21 protein-coding genes are annotated in these 20,521 nt (G+C 39.3%); 11 read left to right on the top strand and 10 right to left on the bottom strand.

Annotated elements, in window-relative coordinates:
- The first annotated feature begins 97 nt into the window (after positions 1-97).
- The 3 genes from AC1M83_RS00685 (at position 98) to AC1M83_RS00675 (ending at position 4,427) form a co-directional block, all read left to right on the top strand.
- The gene (locus tag AC1M83_RS00685) at positions 98-2,572 is read left to right on the top strand and encodes an acyl-CoA dehydrogenase (RefSeq protein WP_481589740.1); all 2,475 of its coding nucleotides are present in this window, start codon (positions 98-100) and stop codon (positions 2,570-2,572) included.
- Between the two features lie 239 nt (positions 2,573-2,811).
- Complete coding sequence (locus tag AC1M83_RS00680) at positions 2,812-3,993, top strand: thiolase family protein (RefSeq protein WP_481588487.1); 1,182 nt, start codon at positions 2,812-2,814, stop codon at positions 3,991-3,993.
- Positions 3,994-4,043: 50 nt separating this feature from the next.
- A complete protein-coding gene (locus AC1M83_RS00675; protein WP_035265666.1) occupies positions 4,044-4,427 on the top strand; it encodes a carboxymuconolactone decarboxylase family protein in 384 nt (127 codons plus the stop codon).
- Between the two features lie 71 nt (positions 4,428-4,498).
- On the opposite strand, the gene AC1M83_RS00670 is transcribed toward AC1M83_RS00675, so the two are convergent.
- From AC1M83_RS00670 to rutD, 7 genes are all read right to left on the bottom strand, one after another.
- A complete protein-coding gene (locus AC1M83_RS00670; protein WP_481589739.1) occupies positions 4,499-5,365 on the bottom strand; it encodes an NAD(P)-dependent oxidoreductase in 867 nt (288 codons plus the stop codon).
- 13 nt (positions 5,366-5,378) lie between these two features.
- Positions 5,379-6,749, bottom strand: coding sequence for a pyrimidine utilization transport protein G (gene rutG / locus AC1M83_RS00665; RefSeq protein WP_481589738.1), 1,371 nt, complete (start codon positions 6,747-6,749; stop codon positions 5,379-5,381).
- 28 nt (positions 6,750-6,777) lie between these two features.
- Positions 6,778-7,317, bottom strand: a complete 540-nt coding sequence (rutF, locus tag AC1M83_RS00660) for an NADH-dependent FMN reductase RutF (RefSeq protein ID WP_481589737.1) — start codon at positions 7,315-7,317, stop codon at positions 6,778-6,780.
- A gap of 70 nt (positions 7,318-7,387) precedes the next feature.
- Positions 7,388-7,768, bottom strand: coding sequence for a pyrimidine utilization protein C (gene rutC / locus AC1M83_RS00655; protein WP_035265663.1), 381 nt, complete (start codon positions 7,766-7,768; stop codon positions 7,388-7,390).
- Between the two features lie 33 nt (positions 7,769-7,801).
- On the bottom strand, positions 7,802-8,551 hold the full coding sequence (gene rutB, locus AC1M83_RS00650) for a pyrimidine utilization protein B (protein WP_481586608.1): 750 nt from the start codon (positions 8,549-8,551) through the stop codon (positions 7,802-7,804).
- On the bottom strand, positions 8,548-9,660 hold the full coding sequence (gene rutA / locus AC1M83_RS00645; RefSeq protein WP_481589736.1) for a pyrimidine utilization protein A: 1,113 nt from the start codon (positions 9,658-9,660) through the stop codon (positions 8,548-8,550). The genes rutB and rutA overlap by 4 nt, the downstream gene beginning before the upstream one ends.
- A 299-nt stretch (positions 9,661-9,959) precedes the next feature.
- Positions 9,960-10,754 carry a pyrimidine utilization protein D gene (gene rutD, locus AC1M83_RS00640; protein WP_481588492.1) on the bottom strand — a complete coding sequence of 265 codons (795 nt, stop codon included), beginning with the start codon at positions 10,752-10,754 and terminating at the stop codon, positions 9,960-9,962.
- 163 nt (positions 10,755-10,917) lie between these two features.
- Between rutD and AC1M83_RS00635 the strand changes: the two genes are divergently transcribed.
- The 4 genes from AC1M83_RS00635 (at position 10,918) to AC1M83_RS00620 (ending at position 14,447) form a co-directional block, all read left to right on the top strand.
- Positions 10,918-11,271, top strand: a complete 354-nt coding sequence (locus AC1M83_RS00635; RefSeq protein ID WP_035265656.1) for a hypothetical protein — start codon at positions 10,918-10,920, stop codon at positions 11,269-11,271.
- A gap of 3 nt (positions 11,272-11,274) precedes the next feature.
- Positions 11,275-13,053, top strand: a complete 1,779-nt coding sequence (locus tag AC1M83_RS00630) for a PepSY-associated TM helix domain-containing protein (RefSeq protein WP_481589735.1) — start codon at positions 11,275-11,277, stop codon at positions 13,051-13,053.
- A gap of 5 nt (positions 13,054-13,058) precedes the next feature.
- Complete coding sequence (locus AC1M83_RS00625; RefSeq protein WP_481588494.1) at positions 13,059-13,397, top strand: DUF3325 domain-containing protein; 339 nt, start codon at positions 13,059-13,061, stop codon at positions 13,395-13,397.
- Between the two features lie 156 nt (positions 13,398-13,553).
- A complete protein-coding gene (locus tag AC1M83_RS00620) occupies positions 13,554-14,447 on the top strand; it encodes a LysR substrate-binding domain-containing protein (protein WP_481589734.1) in 894 nt (297 codons plus the stop codon).
- Between the two features lie 77 nt (positions 14,448-14,524).
- On the opposite strand, the gene AC1M83_RS00615 is transcribed toward AC1M83_RS00620, so the two are convergent.
- On the bottom strand, positions 14,525-16,123 hold the full coding sequence (locus tag AC1M83_RS00615; RefSeq protein ID WP_481589733.1) for a bifunctional 3-(3-hydroxy-phenyl)propionate/3-hydroxycinnamic acid hydroxylase: 1,599 nt from the start codon (positions 16,121-16,123) through the stop codon (positions 14,525-14,527).
- Between the two features lie 292 nt (positions 16,124-16,415).
- Here AC1M83_RS00615 and AC1M83_RS00610 point away from each other — a divergent pair, with 292 nt between their 5' ends.
- On the top strand, positions 16,416-16,928 hold the full coding sequence (locus AC1M83_RS00610) for a tetratricopeptide repeat protein (protein WP_481589732.1): 513 nt from the start codon (positions 16,416-16,418) through the stop codon (positions 16,926-16,928).
- 133 nt (positions 16,929-17,061) lie between these two features.
- Here AC1M83_RS00610 and AC1M83_RS00605 read toward each other — a convergent pair whose 3' ends face one another.
- Together AC1M83_RS00605 and AC1M83_RS00600 are read right to left on the bottom strand one after the other, a co-directional pair.
- The gene (locus AC1M83_RS00605; RefSeq protein ID WP_481589731.1) at positions 17,062-17,565 is read right to left on the bottom strand and encodes a cysteine peptidase family C39 domain-containing protein; all 504 of its coding nucleotides are present in this window, start codon (positions 17,563-17,565) and stop codon (positions 17,062-17,064) included.
- An 84-nt stretch (positions 17,566-17,649) separates the two neighbouring features.
- Positions 17,650-18,027 carry a MerR family transcriptional regulator gene (locus AC1M83_RS00600; RefSeq protein WP_481589730.1) on the bottom strand — a complete coding sequence of 126 codons (378 nt, stop codon included), beginning with the start codon at positions 18,025-18,027 and terminating at the stop codon, positions 17,650-17,652.
- A 71-nt stretch (positions 18,028-18,098) separates the two neighbouring features.
- Between AC1M83_RS00600 and AC1M83_RS00595 the strand changes: the two genes are divergently transcribed.
- From AC1M83_RS00595 to ahcY, 3 genes are all read left to right on the top strand, one after another.
- Complete coding sequence (locus AC1M83_RS00595) at positions 18,099-18,593, top strand: DUF2938 family protein (protein WP_481589729.1); 495 nt, start codon at positions 18,099-18,101, stop codon at positions 18,591-18,593.
- A gap of 60 nt (positions 18,594-18,653) precedes the next feature.
- The gene (locus AC1M83_RS00590; RefSeq protein WP_481589728.1) at positions 18,654-18,887 is read left to right on the top strand and encodes a DUF6500 family protein; all 234 of its coding nucleotides are present in this window, start codon (positions 18,654-18,656) and stop codon (positions 18,885-18,887) included.
- 212 nt (positions 18,888-19,099) lie between these two features.
- On the top strand, positions 19,100-20,482 hold the full coding sequence (gene ahcY / locus AC1M83_RS00585; RefSeq protein ID WP_481588499.1) for an adenosylhomocysteinase: 1,383 nt from the start codon (positions 19,100-19,102) through the stop codon (positions 20,480-20,482).
- The last annotated feature ends 39 nt before the right edge of the window (positions 20,483-20,521 follow it).

Here is a 20,521-nt window from a genome sequence, read left to right as displayed (position 1 = left end):
CATGATCCAATATCGCTGTAGATCTGATGTTTGTGCTTTGATTAAATTTACTGTGGGTATTGGCTCCATGACCAAATCATAAATGGAGCAGTTCATAATGTTTTTTATACTCAGTTTAATTATTCTATTTACAACACTCTGGGCTATTTTTTATTTCGAATTCTCAAGAACTTCTGGGGCTATCACACTCACAGTCGTATCTATTTTAGTTGCGTTGATCAGCCCTTGGTCGCTGATACTCGGTATTCCTTTTATCCTAATTTCATTGATTGTCAGTATTGATACGTTAAGGATGAAATTTATTACACAACCTGCCTATAAAGCTCTAGCCAATGCAATGCCAACAATGAGTAGTACCGAGCGTGAAGCATTAGATGCAGGAACCAGTTGGTGGGAAAAAGAATTATTTATGGGGGCACCAGACTGGAAGAAATTTGATCAGTATCCGTACCCCACACTGTCTGAAGAAGAACAATCATTTATCGATCATGAAGTCGAACAGCTCTGCCAGATGCTGGATGAATGGGATATTCACCATCATCGTAAAGACCTCCCTGAAGAAGTCTGGTCATTTATTAAATCCAAAGGTTTTCTGGGGTTAATTATCCCTAAGGAATACGGCGGTAAACAATTTAGCTCATTTGCGCAAAGCCGTATCATGAGTAAGATTGCCTCACGCTCACTTACCACTGCTGTCAGTTGTATGGTGCCTAACTCTTTAGGTCCAGGAGAATTACTCTTACACTACGGTACTGAAGATCAGAAGAATCGTTATTTACCAGGTTTAGCAAAAGGTGAAGAAATTCCATGTTTTGGTTTAACAAGCCCTGAAGCAGGTTCAGATGCAGGTGCAATTCCTGATACAGGTGTGGTTTGTTATGGTCAATTTGAAGGACAAGAAGTTCTTGGCCTAAAAATGAATTTTTCCAAACGTTGGATTACACTTGCCCCTGTTGCTACGGTGGTCGGTTTAGCTTTCAAATTATATGACCCTGAAGGTTTACTAGGTGATAAAAACAAAACTGAATACGGAATCACATGTGCCCTATTACCAGCTGATCATGAAGGTGTGATTGTAGGAGCACGCCATAATCCAGGTTCACCATTTATGAATGGTACCGTGGATGGTAAAGATGTCTTCATTCCGCTGGATTGGATTATTGGTGGTGTAGAAAATGCAGGTAAAGGCTGGCGTATGCTGATGGAATGTCTGGCAGTTGGCCGCGGTATTTCTCTTCCAGCACTATCAACAGCTGCAGGTGAAATGTGTTATTTAAATGTCGGCGCCTTTGCTCGTGTCCGTCAACAATTCAAAATTTCAGTCGGTAAATTCGAAGGTGTTCAAGAGGTTTCAAGTGATATCGCTAGCGATACCTATATGCTTGAAGCATTCCGTTACCTCGTCACTTGTGGCCTAAACCAAGGGGGTAAACCTGCAGTCATGACTGCAATGGCAAAATACTACGCAACTGAGACCATGCGTAAGATTGTTAATCATAGTATGGACATTGTGGGCGGGCGTGCTATTCAAATGGGTCCTCGTAACTTCTTGGCGCTCATGTACCAAGCGATCCCTGTTTCGATTACTGTTGAGGGTGCCAATATTCTGAGTCGTTCACTGATGATTTTTGGTCAAGGTTCGATGCGTTGTCATCCCTATTTATTTGAAGAATTACAACTTTTACAAGCCGAAAATAAAGATGCAGCATTAAAAGATTTTAATGACATTCTTTATAAGCATTTGGGTTATACATTTAATCGAACCGCTAAATCATTTGCTTATGGTTTTATAGGCGGATCAACAGAAGGCTCAGTAAAGGCTGATGATTTCAGTCGCCCTTACTACAAAACCATTAATCGTTTGAGTGCTAATTTTGCCTTAGTCGCAGATATGTGCTTAGGCCTCCTTGCAGGTGATATCAAACGCAAAGAAATGCTGTCTGGACGATTAGCAGATATGCATTCACATTTATTTATTGCGACTGCAATTCTTAAATTTTATGAAAATGGTCAACGTACTGAAGCTGAACAACTGCATGCTAAACTCGCACTTGAGAAAGCATTATATGCATCTCAAGAAGCTTTCTATGGTCTTTTTGATAACTTCCCTGTAAAAATCGCCGCAAGCTTAGTCAAACTCATTTGTTTCCCTTTTGGTCGTCCTATTGCTCAACCATCGGATGCCTTGAAACTTAAATTAGGTGAACTAATTCTTCAGGAAAATGCTTTCCGCAATGAATTAAAAAAACATGTCTTCTATAGTACTGATCCCGATGATGTCAATGGGCGCATGGAGTCTACATTCCAAATGTTGCTTCAAATTGAGGAATTATGGAATAAGTTTAAAAAGGCTGAATCCAAAGGCCAATTTACAGGTCTGACTTTTGAAGAGCACATTGAGTCTGCTCTTAATGACAAGTTCATCACTCAGGCTGAAGCAGATCAGTTACTTACGTATAACGCTAAACGTTTTGACAGTATGTTGACCGATGTTTTCGATACTGAACTTAACCAGAGTTTAGAACTTGAGAACCCTCACGCTCAGGTGTTGTCAAAATCTACACAATACTAGTCACTCAATTGCTTCTGAAAAAACGATCCTAAAGGGTCGTTTTTTATTTTTCATTCCACTATGGTGTTATAGAAAACAACATCAAAATAAGCGAAATTAAATGAAAACAAAATAATGAATCTTTATTCATTTTTTATGATAATGTGATTACAACTAATAAAATAGCTGTCATTAAATTTTGAACATATGAAATTGACACGCATTTGAATCATATAAACTACAGGACAAGGATCAACGCTATGAGTCAAGAAATCGTATTAGTTGCAGGTAGCCGTACCGCTATGGGTAGCTTTCAGGGAGGACTTTCAAGCTTAACAGCCCCGCAACTTGGTGCTGAAGTCATTAAAGCCGTACTTGACCAATCTAAGCTTGCTGCAGACCAACTAGATGAAGTGATTATGGGCTGTGTTTTACCTGCGGGATTAAAACAAGGTCCTGCTCGTCAAGCGATGCGAATTGCAGGTGTACCAGATCATGTAGGTGCAACAACGATCAATAAAATCTGTGGGTCTGGCATGAAAGCCGTGATGCAAGCTGCAGATGCCATTAAAGCTGGCTCGGCAAATATTATTGTCGCTGGCGGAATGGAATCCATGTCGAATGCACCTTATCTCATGGACAAAGCACGCGCAGGTTACCGTATGGGACATGGCAAAGTGATTGATCACATGTTCCAAGAAGGTTTGGAAGATGCTGAAACTGGCTATTCAATGGGTATTCTTGCTCAAGAAATGGCAGATAAGAAAAACTACACACGTGAACAACAAGACGATTTCGCGATTCGCTCCTTAACTCGTGCTCAGAATGCGATTCAAAATAATTATTTCAAAGATGAAATCACCCCTGTTACAGTAAGTTCACGTAAAGGCGATGTCATCGTTGCCCAAGATGAAAATCCATTTACAGCAAAAATTGATAAAATTCCTACGCTACGCCCAGCATTTGCTAAAGACGGTACAATTACTGCAGCCAATGCCAGTTCAATTAGTGATGGTGCATCAGCATTTTTAGTGACTTCTGCTGAACTCGCAACAGCAAAGGGACTTTCAACTTTAGCAACGATTAAAGCTTACGCAACGCACTCTCAACACCCATCAGAATTTACCATCGCACCTGTTGGTGCAATAGAAAAAGTATTAAACAAAGCGGGCTGGACTGTTGAAGACGTGGATTTGTGGGAAATTAATGAAGCGTTTGCGATGGTGACCATGGCAGCGATCGATGCTTTTCATTTAGATCCTGAAAAAGTGAATATCCACGGTGGAGCTTGTGCACTCGGACATCCATTGGGGTCATCAGGTTCACGAATTATTTTGACTCTCATCCATGCATTAAAACGCTTAGGTAAAACAAAAGGTGTTGCCGCACTTTGCATTGGTGGTGGAGAAGCAACTGCGATTGCGATTGAAATCCCAGCTTAATATTTATGCTATAGCGCATCTCAAGATGCGCTTTTTTTATGAGGAAAAAAATGTCAAAACAAGATTATGAAAATGGTTTAAAAGTTCGTACAGAAGTGATGGGAGAAAATTTTGTCAAACGTGCACAAGACAATACAGTTCCATTTACTCAACCACTTCAAGATTGGATTAATGAGCATGCATGGGGTTCAACTTGGCAACGTGAAGGCGTTTTACCGCGCAAGTATCGTTCGTTAATCACGATTGCATTTTTAACAGCCCAAAAAAGCCCAACAGAACTTAAAGGTCATGTACGTGGCGCTTTAAACAACGGCGCAACTGTTGAAGAAATCCAAGAGGTTCTTTTACACAGCTTGCCGTACTGTGGTGCTCCAGCTACCCAAGAAGCATTTAGAGCCGCGTTAGAAGTCATTAATGAATATCAACAAAGCTAATCTCATTGAGCATTCATAGATAAACCGCTTAATCTACATTAAGCGGTATTTAAGGTATTTCGACGGTAGATTTAACTTAATTCAATTTTAGATTGATGTTCAAGCACCTGAACCACAGCTGAAAAATCAGAATCTTCGGCTTTCACTTTTTCAATTTGCATATACTGATTTTGTATAAGTTGCATCGTTGGCAAATCCAAAGCTTGCTCTTGAATTAGATCGGTCGCAATTCCAATATCCTTTTGTAAAAGATCTAAGGCGAAGGTTTTTGGAAATGCACGACTCAAGACACGTTGCGCCATAATATTTTCAGACATTGAACTTTTACCACTAGAATGATTAATACAATTCAATGCACTATTCAAATCTACTCCTTTTGACTTTAATACCGTCAATCCTTCTGCAAGTGCCCATAGATGGGTTGCCATCAACGTATTATTCACCGCTTTAACAGCAAATCCAGAACCACTCTCCCCGACATATTCAATTAATCCTGCAAATGCCTGAATAATCGGTTTTGCACGCTTATAAGCATCGAAATCCCCCCCAACCATTACCGTCAGTGTCCCTTTTTCAGCACCTATAGTTTGCCCAGAAACGGGGGCATCTAAATATTCAACACCATTAAATTTCAACTGATTTGCAAGTTTTAAAGCACTTATAGGTACACCACTGGTACAGTCGATCCATACGCTCCCCTTGACCGGAGGATTTTGAGCAATAAGCTGTTCGACATCTGCACTGGTGGGTAAGCAAGTGAAAATAAAATCTGCTTTCACTGCTTGATCGACAGAGGTCGCTTTAGTACCAAATGTTTGTGCATGTGCTTCTGCTTTATCAAAATTACGGTTCCAAACTAAAACCTCAAATCCTAGTTTTGGTAAATGGCTCGCCATGTGCCATCCCATAGCACCTAAACCGATAAATGCAATTTTCATTTTTAATTTCACCTTAAATTTGAGTGTTAGGGAGTGCCGTTGCTTCTGCTGAATGCGGTTCATTTTCGAGCTCTACTGTTTGCGCATTCTTATCTTCTCGATTTAAGAAAAGATTCAATAAAATAGCCGCTAATGTTGCAGTCCCTATTCCACCCAAATCAAAATGGCCAATTTGTAAACTATAATTGCCTGTCCCCATAATTAAGGTGACAGCAGCAATCAACAGAGTACTGTTTTTGGTAAAATCTACGCGGTTGTCCACCCAAATTTTAGCACCGGCCACTGTAATCAGACCGAAAACAACAATCGAAGCTCCCCCTAATAATGCGACAGGAATCGTACTAATAACCGCGCCAAATTTTGGTGATAGACCTAGCAAAATTGCAAATACGCCAGCAAATAAAAATATGGTGGTCGCATAAATTTTGGTTACCGCCATCACACCAATGTTCTCAGCATATGTTGTCATTCCTGTTCCACCGACTGATGCAGACAAGGTCGTACATACACCATCAGCAAAGAAACCTCGTCCCATATATGGTGAAAGATTACGTCCAGTCATTGCAGATACCGCTTTGAAATGTCCTAGATTCTCTGCGACTAAGATGATCGCTACGGGAGCAATAAGCAGCATGGCATTAAATTCAAACACTGGCGCATGAAAAGTAGGTAAACCGAACCAAGCTGCCTCACTGACTTTAGTAAAATCGATCGCTGTACCAAAACCCAAAACATTGGTGAGTAAAAAATAAATAAAGTAAGAAGCCACTAAGCCAATGAGCAATAACAATCTACGGATCATGCCCTTAGTAAATACGGCGATTACACTAATACAAATAATCGTGATTAGAGCCATCCATGAATCAAACTGATTAGCAGAGACACTTTTGATCGCCACTGGCGCTAAATGCAAACCAATGATCATCACAATTGCTCCAGTCACAATTGGTGGCATCAATTTTTCAATCCATGCTGTGCCAGTTTTCATCACGATCAAACCGATCAAGGCGTACAAAATACCGCATGCAATGGTACCGCCAAGTGCTAAGCCTAAGTTTGGATTTAAGCCAACACCGGTATAACCAGTGACTGCAATGACTGCTCCAATGAAAGCGAAGCTCGAGCCTAAATAGCTCGGCATACGCCCCCCAGTCATTAGGAAAAATAATATTGTCCCAATACCCGTAATAAACATTGTAAGATTCGGATCGAAACCCATCAGTAAAGGGGCAAGTACTGTTGCTCCAAACATTGCAAATGCATGCTGCAGCCCCAATACCATACTTTTACCTGGCGGCAAGTACTCATCTACTTGAACTGCGGTCGTGTCTAGATTTCCTTGGAAAGGTTTAAATTTTGGAAACCATGTTTCTTTTGTGCTCATCGACCTTCTCCTGATCAAGCATGCTGTTTTAGACCATTGGAACTGGCTCACAATATGCGCGGTTAAAATACATGAGGGCTTTTTCACCCGCTTGCTGTTTCATCCCCTTTACATGGCAGAACAAAACATCATGACTGCCTACCGATAAACTTTGTACGACTTCACAATCAAAACTCACTAGCGCACCTTCTAAAATAGGTGCACCTGTGACTAATGTTGACCAGTCCCCCTTTTCGAAACGTTCTTCCATTGGAGTTTTACCCCCAAACACATTCGATAAATGCTTTTGACTACTGCTTAAAGTATTGACACACAAAACCTGATTACTTTTAAATGTTTCAAATACTGATGCTGATCGATTTAGACATACCAGCAATGTTGGTGGCGTATCTGTCACACTACATACAGCTGAAGCTGTGAAGCCAGCTTTTCCTGCTAGACCAGCTGTAGTAATGACATTGACAGCTGCACCTAAATTCGACATTCCTTGTCTAAAAACCTGTTGGTCAATGTTGAGTGTGGCACTCACTGCCTCGGGTAAATTGATTGATTTCACATTTGCATTCATAGTGTTCTCCATCCCTCATCGCCTAAACAGTCAGTGAGGGACTCATAATAGGGTGATGAAAGCTTTCAAATTAAACATGAGCAATCGAAGCAATTTCGATGAGTGCATCAGGTTTGACTAATCCTGTTTGAACACAGTAACGAGCTGGTTCTGCATTCGGAAAATATTCGGCATATACTTCATTCATTGCAGCGTAGTTTGCCCAATCTGTCAGAAAAATATGGTTGAAAGTAATGTCCGACATTGTTCCGCCAGCAGTTTCGATGACCTTCTTTATTGTTTCAAGGACATGGCGTGTCTGTGCTGCTACGTCTCCAACATGAACTACATTGTTGTTTTCATCAAAAGGCAAAGTGCCTGAAACATAGACAATGTTGTCTGCTTTAGTTGCAGGCGAATACGGTGCGAGTGGCTTACCTGAACCCACTGGAATAATGACTTCTTTTGACATGACTTATTTCCTAATTTTAGAATCTATAAATATTTATGCGCTTTCAGAGAGTGTTGGTTGATCTGCAAAACTACTGACAAAACTTTCTGTATCCGACACCCATCCAAAGAAGGTTTTTATGTTGTACATACTTGCGACATGGGCTTCTTTTGGTCCTGCTTGATGACAGGCATCGTCTAAAGCCACGCCAAAATATTCTAGAAAGAAGCCATCTCTGAGCGTCGATTCAACACATACATTGGTCGCGATACCAACAAAAACCAAATTACGAATTCCACGCACTCTGAGCATGCTGTCTAGTGCTGTGTTAAAGAATCCACTATAACGAGGCTTTTCAATCACAATATCTTGAGGAGCTGGCACCAACTCATCAATCAACTCAAAATCCCAATCCCCTTTTGCTAACAATTTGCCCTGTAACTCAGGACGCTTACGCATGGTCTTCAGTGCATTTGATTTATGAAAGTTTGGTGAATCAATACCACCTGCTTCACGATATTGATTATCCCAACCGTTTTTGAAATAGATCACTTGAATTCCAGCATCATGTGCTGCAGAAACTGCCTTTTTAATATTTTCAACCACAGGTTTTGTCGTCGACACATCAAACCCAGCAAGATCTAAATAACCACCTTTTGACGTATACGCATTTTGCATATCAATCACGATTAATGCTGTTTGCTCAGGTGCAAGCACAATATTTTCCGGTTCGGCTTTGAGTTTTACACCCGTACCCGCTTGTGCAGTAAATCCAGCTTCAACGGTATTTTCTAAATGACTCATGCGATTTTCTCCAACACAGGTTCTGAACTCATTCCTTCAACCACAACATGTTCACGACATTTCATAAGCGGCTGAATCCGTTGTCCAAAACTTTCAACACCTTTAACAAAATCATCAAATGTCAGTAAAATGCCTTCAGTTCCTTTTACCTCGCTAATCTCATCTAGCATTTTTGCGATAGTTTCGTAAGAACCCACTAACGTCCCCATATTGATGTTGACTGGTGATACTGATGAAGCCATTTGACGAATATTAGTATCTGCACCGGATTTAGTATCTTTTCCGCCTTGATTCATTAACCAGTTGATCGCTTCAATATCAGCGCCATCGTTATAATGTTGCCACTTCGCCATCGCTCCTTCGTCTGTTTCAGCAGCGATAATCATGAACAAAACGTAGGTTTGAACATCACGACCCGTAATATCTGTTTTTGCTTTTAAACGATCGTTGATTTCTGCATATGCTGTTGGTGTATTAAGCCCTTTACCAAAAACAAAATTGTAATCAGCGTGTTGAGCAGAAAATTCCAAACCTGTATCCGATTGACCAGCGCAGATAATTTTCATCTCTGCTTGCGGGCGTGGGCTAACTCGGCAATCATCCATTTGAAAATGGTCACCTTTAAAGTCAGATTTACCTGTTGCCCATAATTCACGCAGAATTTGTACGTATTCAGATAAATATTCGTAACGCTTTCCGAAATATTCATCACCGGGCCACATGCCCATTTGGGTATATTCTGGCGCTTGCCAACCTGTGACGACATTTAGGCCGAAACGACCATTCGAAATTGAATCAATCGTAGATGCCATGCGTGCAACTATGGCAGGCGGCATCACTAGCGTCGCAGCTGTTGCATAAATTTTTATTTTGCTGGTGACTGCAGCAAGACCCGCCATAAGCGTAAAAGTTTCTAAGTTGTGATCCCAAAACTCAGTTTTACCCCCGAAACCACGCAGCTTGATCATAGACAATGCAAAATCAAAACCGTAATGCTCTGCGCGTTGGACAATTTTTTTATTTAACTCAAAACTTGGTTTGTATTGAGGAGCATTTTCTGAGAGTAACCAGCCATTATTTCCGATCGGACAAAAGACACCAATTTTCATATCTAACACTCCTAATTTAACGATCAGTTAAATTCGATTTAGTAGGATTAAGCTTTCGAGCTTGTATTAGATATTTAGCAAATGATGTGCCAACTATTATTTTGTTATATATTACAATAGATTAATAATTTTATATTTTACCTTATGATAAATTAATCACATAATCCCAATACCCATTACTCTTAAACAACGTCATAAAAAAGTGCACAAGATGTTCCAAAAAATACCATTTGGTAAAATAATTAAAAAACCACGATCTCAATCGTGGTTTTTTATATGCAATTGAAAAGTTTCAAATGCTAGAGTGATCGAAGAAATTGAATAAGTGCCTGATTAGTGATATTTGGCTCAGTCACAGTAGAAGCATGTGCACCTACATCAAAAATTGAGCATTGTGCATGTACAAAATTTTTCTGAAGATCAAAAGTCTTATGTACTGGAACCAAGAAATCATCACGATTTGCAATCAAGTGAATTGGAGTTCGTTGAAGTGCGGTGATATGTTCATTCGTTATTTTAAATTCCTTTAAAGCCTTCAGACGTCTCAGTACATTCTCTTTTGGTGGAAAGTTTCGGAGTTGATTATTTTCTACTTGTTGTATTTGATCGATATTAACAGAGATCCATACAGGTGGATAAAGAAATAATGCTTGAGCTCTAACATATGCCTCTGCACCAGCATTTTGTAATAACGATTCTCGAGCTTCAAAACATTTGAGCGTATGTGGATCTAGTGAGTCCCACGCATTAATACTGGTCAAACTCAACATTTCCAATTTTGTATTTTGAATTAAAACGGCTAACTCCGCTCCAATATGCCCACCTAAAGCATGACCGATAAAATGGAAATCATCGATCTTTAGATCCTCTAAAATCTGTATCACTTGTATTGCCATATCGGTCATTGAATAAGTTGGTGCTAGTAATGCAGCATCTGCATGACATCCTTCTTGATCATATGTAATAACATGAAAAAATCGAGTCAATATATCTAATTGTGGATGCCAAAAATGTCCATGCCCTCCTAACCCTGAAGATAACAACACAAATTGAGCATCAGGATTAGCTTTGCAGTAAAAAACTTGATACGTCATAAATTTTACCTATCGATAAAAAATATCTACAACGCTGCAATTAACATGCCCAAGCTAATTCAATTAAAAATTTATTTCTAAAATGCTAAATTTATAATCCTAAAGATAAACAATAATTGTTATCATTTACAATAATTACATACACTCACACTTTCTTACTTTTATGAACAGTACAGAATTCGAACTACCAGGCGAGTTAACACTCGGGAATCAAGTAAAAAAAACTCGTAAGACTACTAAATCAGTTTCTATCAGTTATCGCCTGATGGTGCTCTATCGTTTTTTATTGGCGGGTATTGGAGGTTATTTGCTTGCATCCCTCTCTGCTATCGTGATTGCACAAACATTTAGCACATATCAATCTAGCGCAGCGATGTCAGCAACGCTCATTGCTTTCTGTTTACAGTGTGCAGCGTTTATTTGGGTTTTTATGGTTCACAAAACCAGAAAAGCTACATTGGGCATCGTCTTACCTAGCCTTGCTTTATTTCTCATCTATAAAATCATGGGGAACTAATTCATGAGAAGTGATGCCAAAGCTGAAGGCCCACGCCAGTCTATGTCATGGTTACATACTTGGGCTAGTTTGATACTAGGATGGTTGCTGTATGCCATCTTTGTAACTGGTACTTTGAGTTTTTTCCAAGCAGAAATCAGTACATGGATGAAGCCCGAGTATCACCAATCGATTCCAAGCCAATCTCAACTCGAGCAGACGCAAGTGGCTCTGCAATATTTGCAGAATAATCATGCTGATGCAGGGAGCTGGGGAATTCAATTACCCAATGCTCGTCAAAATTACACCACACTGAATATCCGGAGTGTCGGAGAAGATCCCAATGCTCGTCGCGGTGGTAAACGTGTGACGATTGACAGTGCCACAGGTGAAGTATTAGAAGCCCGTGAAACCCGTGGGGGTAGTTTTCTGTATCGTTTCCATTTTGAATTATACGGAATGCCACGTATATGGTCACGTTGGATTGTGGGCATAGCAACCATGTTTATGCTTGTTGCAATAATTAGTGGCATCATCACCCATAAGAAAATCCTTAAAGATTTCTTTACCTTTAGAACAGGTAAAGGACAGCGTTCTTGGTTAGACGCACATAATGCAACAGCTGTATTCGCACTTCCCTTTCATATCATGATCACTTTTAGTGGTTTACTTTTATTATTGTTTACCATCATGCCGTGGGGGGTACAGCAAATTTATGACAATCGTGGCGCCTTTCTACAAGACCAACGAAAATCCTTAATTCAAAATCCAGCAGAACCACAAGGGCAGACTCGTACTGATCAACCGCAAGGAAATCAGCGCTCGATGATGAATGCGCGTACAGAAATTGAGGCTCGTGGTACGCAGTCAGCATCAAATGAACATACTAACAACATGGATGGTGAGAGAAAGAATCGAGGTGAAAGTCTACGTACGCGCAACCAAGATCGAAAAGCTGAACCTGCACCACTTACAGATATTGCTCCGATCCTCACTCAAGCTGAAGCGAAGTGGAAAAACAATCCGATTGGTTCGATCACAATTAAAGCACCAAATACATCGAAGGCGACCATTGAGTTACGTGCTTTACACGGCGCAAGTATCGCTCATCGTGGCGTATATGAAACTTTAGACTTCAATGGTGTGACAGGTCAAAACATTACAGATGATTCCACTCAACTCAAAAATCCTTCTATTCCCAATGGCATTTACAATGTTGCCACTGTTCTACATGAAGCACGAGGAGTTGATTTAGCCTTACGTTGGATACTCTTTTTTTCTGGTATCGTTGGCACGCTAATGGTCGCAACAGGATTAATTTTATGGTGCGTCAAACGTGCACCTCAACAAGCGAAACAAGGTTATAAATCCTTTGGGTATCGTACGGTCGAGATTACCAACATCGCTGCGATTATCGGCTTACCTATTGCTTGTGCAGCTTATTTTTATGCAAACCGTTTTATCCCTGCCAACATGGAAATGCGTTTAAACTGGGAAATCCGTACATTCTTTATTGTGTGGCTCTTCACACTTGTTTATGCTGTTTTTCGCACCCATCGCCAAGCTTGGCTTGAATTACTGGGTCTCGCTACCCTGCTTTTCGCTTTACTTCCGCTTGTAAACTTTATCACAGGTGGTCAACCTTTATGGCGTTCTATAGCTCACGGTCAATGGGTTATCGCTTCGTTCGATCTGGCGATGCTAGTTTTAGCAGTGGTTTTTTATTTTGCACTTTACAAAGTTCAAAATCATCAAGGAACTCCATTAAAAAAGAGTCAAGTTTTACCTAAGGTAGAGGGGTAATCACCATGAGCTTTTTTCTCCTCATTTGGGCAGTTTGTACTTTAGGTTTTATAGGTTTAGCCAGTGCAATGCAAAAGCATCAAAAACAAATTTTTGGTCAAACATTGAGTGCTAAACACCAGAAAATAGCCTCAATGGTTGGATGGGGATTCCTGTCGTTAGGGCTTATCCTCTGCATGAGCAAAGGACAAGTCAGTAATATGATGAGTTATTGGATTGGTGTACTGACATTCGCTGCACTTTTTGTTGCACTTTGTCTGACCTATTTTGAGTCACAAATGAAAAAAATCATTTTGGGCGTATCCTTTATTGGATTCATCAGCTTGATCTTCCTCATCATTTAAATACTCTACTTGATAAAAAAACCGACCCATATTTCATTTCAATATGGGTCGGTTTTTTTCTTCTTAAATTAGCTTTAAACGTGAATCACGCTGAAGTTCTAGCAATTCAAACGTATAATCAACCTCATTTATTATGGCGATTAAGGATCGGTACGCATGGAACTTCGACATTTGAAATATTTCGTCTCAGTTGCCGAAGAACTTAATTTTACGCGTGCTGCAGAAAAACTCTTTATAGCGCAGCCCTCTTTAAGTCAGCAAATTAAAGATCTTGAAGCGGAATTAGGTACATCCCTGCTGATTCGTAAAAGCAGAAGCTTATCGCTCACAGAGGAAGGAGAAACTTTTTTAAAAGATGCTCGACATATCTTGAAACTTGCTCAAGACGCCAAACACAAGATTCAAATTATGGCGAATACCAAGAAAAATAAATTAAATATTGGCTTTTTACCTGTGGCAGAAATGAAAATTTTTCCCTATGTCATGCCTATTATTCGTGCACAACAGCCTGATTTAGATATTCAATTTCATAGTTTGAGCTGTGTACATCAAATCCAAGCACTTCGTGATCAAAAAATTGATGTCGCATTCACTCGCCAATGTATCGATGATGAGCATATTACCTCTATCGAATTGTTCAGTGAGCCTCTGATCTTGCTGATTCCTCGTCATTCAGCCCATGCGCATTTAGACTGTATTTCAAAACAGGATTTAATTGCCCAAAAATTTATCATGAGCGAGGAAACTGCCTCACCGATCTTATTCCAAAAAATTCAAAACATTTTTGAAGCTCTAAATACATCTATTCAAGTTGCTCAATACTCGAGTAACATTTTAATGAATATTAATCTTGTAGCGATGCAAGTCGGTTGGACCATTGTTCCAAAATATGTTGAAAGCTTGCTCAGTGAAAATGTCTTAATTAAATCAACTGAAATCGATTTACCGAATATCAGCTTATATTTGAGTTTCAGAAAACAAGATCAAAGTAAGCATTTGCAAACTGTCAAAAATATTCTAAGCCAACACTTTCATTGTCATATTTTTTAAAAATTTGAACGCTATTTTAAAAATAAAAAACCTGCAAATTTGCAGGTTTTCTTTTAGATTAGTCTTAAACTTTTTGATTAAACGCCAAGTTTATCAAATAGTTTTTGGCTGAGCTCTTCGCTCGTCTGAGGAATACTTAAGCCCGCGACAAATTTATCTGGTCTTAAAAATGCCATCGAATATTGAGTGCGACCAAACCACGCACGAATCGCATGCTCTGTATCCCCAAGTGTCAATATGTCATCATCATGAGCATCAGTTTTCAATTGTTCAGTTGGAACGACTTTAATAAATTTCACACCCAAGGCTTTCCATTTTTGAATACTTGTTGGTGTGAGTCCCCAAGTCGGATCTACTCCCCAAGCAATAATAGCAAAGCCTTGACCAATAAAATCATCCAGTAATTTCACCTGACCTGTGCTATCTTGCATTTTAGGTTGAATAAACATTTTACCGATTGGTGATGTCTTATTGACCTGTCCAACCAAAATACCAGATTTATATTGTGGCATTGGCTTAAAGCGCATTTCCAACAAATATTGTTTAACTGGTTTAATGTAATTTAGAACATATGAAATAGCATCACGCGCAGTACCTTGCCATTTTTTAGGCGGAGCTAGCACATGGCCTGCTGTAACAGATAAATCAATCATCGCTTTGGCATGATCATGACGCTCTTCTTGATAAGAATCTAGAACTTTAGCATCTACTTTACCTTGTACGACCATAGCCAGTTTCCAAGATAAATTGAACGCATCACGCATTCCACTGTTATAACCCTGTCCCTGCCATACTGGCATAATGTGCGCTGCATCTCCCGCAAGTAAGATACGCCCTTCTTTAAATCTACTGGCAATACGTGCATTATGGGTATAAACACGATTTCGGATCACATCGATATTTTCAGTGTTTGGTAATACTTTGGATAAAAGTTTAGCCATGTTTTCAGGTTGACTCAGTTGCTCTTGCGTCTCCCCTGGCATCACCATAAATTCAAAACGACGGATACCATGTGGTAAAGCCGCTGACACATATGGACGTACTGGATCGCAACATAAGTAAATATGTGGTGTCGCCAATGGATCGTTTGCAATATCGACAACAATCCATTGGTTTGGTGCAGTTTTACCTTCAAAAGGAATATTCAACATACGGCGAACGTAGCTATTACCACCATCACATGCCACTAGATACTTTGCAGTTATATATTCAATTGTTTTATCTTTATTTTGGATTTGAACTTCAACTTGATCTTCAGTCTGCTTAAAACTTTGAAGTTGACGAGAAAAAAGTACTTCCACATCATCAAAACGTTCTAAACCTTCCAATAATTCTGCATCCACATAAGGTTGTACGAATGCGTTACGACGAGGGAAACCAAACTCACGTGTTTTAGGTTGAATATCTGCAAAACAACGGCCTGAAGGCGTAAGAAAACGCATCGCATGATCGGGAGTGGTATGCGGTAATACTTTGTTGATCAAACCAATCGATTGCATTGTTCTTAGAGATTCATCATCAATACCAATTGCACGAGGATAATCAATCAATTGATCGAGCTGTTCAATCACTTTTACTTTTAAGCCCGCAAGGCCAAGGCCGTTCGCCATCGTTAAACCGACTGGGCCTGCACCAAGTACGATCACATCTGCTGAATAAGTGTTGGTCTGTGACATGGTCAATCTCCTCTAATATTCGCATTAGAGAGGATTTTCAGCATAGGAAAAAGTTATGCTAAGGTCTTATGAAATTTAAGAAATTGTCACTTTTACTTCAATTCCATCAAAAAACCTTAATTTATGTCGCTCATCTATAGCTTTTACCTATGGTTGAATTTGTAATTCATCTACAAAATATCTTAGTAAATAGGCTCGAACCATACTACTCAAGCTTTGAATCAGTTTTGCAGTATAATAAGGGAACAACTTTAATATTTTTTGCTTCGCTTTGAAGCCATGGAATCCCACTATGACGAAACGTGTTACCGTCCCGATTGCTCTCGAAAATCGTGCTCATGCAGGTAATGCCGCTGCTCAATTTGAACTTGCTGAACTTTATATGACGAGTGAACACGATGAAGACATTGCGCTTGCAGAAGAATGGGCTTTACGTGCTGGTCAATTGGGTCATGTCGAAGCGATGTACTGGTTAGGGGAAGGTTATACCCATTATGCAAAAGAAGTTTTAGAAGAAGATCCTGAAGATGCAAAACTAAACTTTGAGTACGGTTTTAACTGGCTCACACAAGCAAGTAAACATCAACATGCTGCTGCGATTTTAGAGCTCGCAGGTTATTACCGTCGTGGTAATGTGGTCGAAAAAGATGTACAAAAATCTGTTGAATTGGTGACTCAAGCCGCTGAACTTGGTGATACTCAAGCAATGCGTGATTTATCCGCCATCTATGCACATGGTTTAGGTATGGATGTAAACGAGGAAAAAGCTGATTATTGGCAGGAAAAGGCTCAATCAAGCACTTAAAATAAATCTCGTTTTTTTGCCTCAAAAGCCTTCATGATTGAAGGCTTTTTATTGAACTACTTTAGATCTTGTTAAAACTTTAACATACCTTAAAATAGCAACCCACTTTAAGATAGTGACATACTTTTAGATATTAATTAACTTCAGCGATGATGGCTTGTCTACAGATGCCGTCTACTGCCCTTTGCTGTTCAAATACTTTTTTTGGCATTGGTTCAAAGCTATCAAAAAAGCAGATTTCTTCTTCATTGATGTCATATACCAATGAATGATTACCAATGCCTTCTAAAGTATCGTAATACACGATCACGAACTTATTAGCTTCAAATGCGATTTGAATATCTTGATAGCTGATTGCGGGGGATATTTTTAGCGCAAGTTTTTCAGCTTCTAAATAGCTTTGCTTTTCTTGCTCTTGAAGTGCATTGTCTTCATCTGTGGTAAATTCCACATCTAAGCCAAATTTTTTAAGTCCCACCGCTAGACCGATCGTGGTCGTTCCATCACCTTCTACATAACCACAGACTTCTTTTAGTTGTTCAATATCTGGGTCTAACCCAAGATGTTGAAAGAGCATCCATACGGCGTAAATGCCAGCATTAGCTTCGAGGTTAGCGAGTTCTTCGGGAATTTCCATCAAAAATATATATTATTTATTGAGCTATCAATTATAACAAATAATCTTCTTCAAAATTTAAGAAATTAAATACAAAATTCAAGCTCAATCATCTAAAAGTTTCAAAAAGTCTGGACATTGTAAATGGTCATCGTATGGACATTTTTCAACGTGTGTCAAAATTAAGAGCAAGTTATTTAAAGTCTCAATTTTATCTTTGATTTCGTTTTTTGCTTCCCTAACTTGATCTCTTTTAATTTTAATTTTTTCATGATCAATTGCCATATTTTTAATTTGGCTCAGCGTCATACCACCATTTTGGAAGATCTTGATTAATGAGATATTCTGTATTGCTCGGGATGAATACTGTCTTCTAAGCCCTTTCCTTCCAATAGATCGAATAAGTCCTTTTGATTCATAAAACCTAATCGTGGCAGTTGAAGTATTTGTCCGATCAGCTAGATCACCTATATCTATTTCCATTAATGCACCTTGACTTCAAGTTAGCTTTAAGTTGCACACTAGCATGACTTAAATTAGAGAGTCATCCTTTCATGAATATTTTAATTTACATTTTAGCCTTAGGCCTAAGCGCTACTTTAATTATGGATTTTTTAGGTTGGGCAAGAGCGATGATTTTTAAAATCCCCTCATTTAACTATGCTTATTTGGGTAGGTTTTTCTTTTTAGTTAAAAATAAAAAATACGTATACAGAAATATTACCGAAGCCCCTGTACACAAATTTGAATACATTACGGGTTGGGTATTTCATTATATAATCGGTATTTTTTTCGCTTTAATTTATACTTATATCGATAATTCACATACTACTTTGGAAGCTTTTATATCTTCTATTTTATTTGGACTTTCAACTGCTATTATCCCATTTTTGGTGATGCAACCTATTCTTGGATTTGGTTTCTTTGCGAGTAAAACGCCCAATCAATGGATCAGCATAAAAAATAGCTTAGTGGCACACTTAAACTTCGGAATCGGTTTATTTATAGCCCAAATTATTCAATCCTACATTTTCTCAACATCACACTAATGAAAGCTTGATAGATTGAATGATAAAAATTTTAAATTAAATTTCTAATACGTTGCCAAAATGAATAAATCAATCAAAGACAAAATTATTCGAATTTGTGATGAAAAAATCGATCGGAAGGGAGAATCTGTAGGTTTGTCATTTTATGCTTTCTTTTCAAATAAAGATAATGACCCCGATGCACTCATGGAAGTAGCTCATTGGTGGATCATGAAACATAAACTTGACCACTTTGAAAAAGCACAGAAAATAAAATCTCTAATATCATCGGAATCTGAAGTTGACGCGATTTAATTGAAATACTTTGAATCACCAATAACCAACTTAACATTGGAAATTCGCAAGTTTAGAAGTACAATACTCCGCTAGTCGAGGGATGCTGCGACGTTTTACAAGTACAAAATGTAAAAGCGCCAGGCTCGACGATCGGTCAATCTGCTCAGATCGACCAACAACGGCATCCGCGAACATAATGATCAATTTTTGTTTTTTATAAGGAGATCGTGATGAACGCGGTTAATGCTTCATTTACAGATTACAAAGTTGCCGATATTTCACTTGCTGACTACGGCCGTAAAGAAATCAAACTTGCAGAAGCTGAAATGCCAGCCCTTATGGGTCTACGTAAGCGTTACTCTGCGGCTAAACCACTTGCTGGTGCTAAAATTTTGGGTTGTATTCACATGACAATCCAAACAGCTGTTCTTATCGAAACTTTGGTAGAGCTTGGTGCTGAAGTTCGTTGGACATCTTGCAACATTTTCTCTACTCAAGACCACGCTGCGGCAGCTATTGCAGCTTCAGGTGTTCCTGTATTTGCTTGGAAAGGCGAAACTGAAGAAGAATACATGTGGTGTCTTGAGCAACAAATTAATGTAAATGGTACGCCTTGGGATGCCAACATGATTTTGGACGACGGCGGTGACTTAACTGCGCTTGTTCATGAAAAATACCCAGAAGTACTCGCAAAAATCCACGGTATTACTGAAGAAACAACAACAGGTGTTCAACGTCTTCTCGAAATGTGGAAAGACGGTTCATTGAAAGTACCTGCGATCAACGTAAATGACTCAGTAACTAAATCTAAAAATGACAACAAATACGGTTGCCGTCACTCTCTAAACGATGCCATCAAACGTGCAACTGACATGCTGTTATCTGGTCGTCGTGCGCTTGTAATTGGTTACGGTGATGTAGGTAAAGGTTCTGCGCAATCACTTCGTCAAGAAGGCATGATCGTACGTGTTTCTGAAATCGATCCAATCTGTGCAATGCAAGCCTGCATGGACGGTTACGAAGTAGTTTCTCCATACAAAAATGGCGTACAAACAGGTAAAAAAGAAGACGTTAACGCTGACCTTCTTCAAAATACTGACTTAATCGTAACAACGACTGGTAACTACCACGTTTGTGACGCTGCAATGCTTGATACATTAAAAGCAGGTGCAGTAGTTTGTAATATCGGTCACTTTGACACTGAAATCGATACCAACTACTTACGTGGTTATAAGTGGGTTGAAGTTAAACCACAAGTTCACCAAGTATATCGTTCAGAAAATGAAAATGATTACCTCATTCTTCTTTCTGAAGGTCGCTTAGTGAACCTTGGTAACGCAACTGGTCACCCATCACGCGTGATGGATGGTTCATTTGCAAACCAAGTTTTAGGTCAAATGCACTTATTCGCTGAAAAATTTGCTGATCTGCCTGAAGATCAAAAACAAGCAGCAATCCGTGTTGAACTTCTTCCTAAGAAATTAGATGAAGAAGTTGCAGCAGCGATGGTTGCAGGTTTCGGTGGTGTTCTGACTCAATTGACTCAAGAACAAGCGGACTACCTTGGGGTTGCTGTTGAAGGTCCATTCAAATCTGACGCTTATAAATACTAATCTTTGAACAAGCAGGCTGAACAGCCTGCTTTTCTTTGA

Source organism: Acinetobacter sp. 25-47-130 (assembly GCF_056779705.1).
The sequence above is the reverse complement of the archived record's forward strand: the minus strand, read 5'-3'. Positions and strand labels throughout refer to the sequence as shown.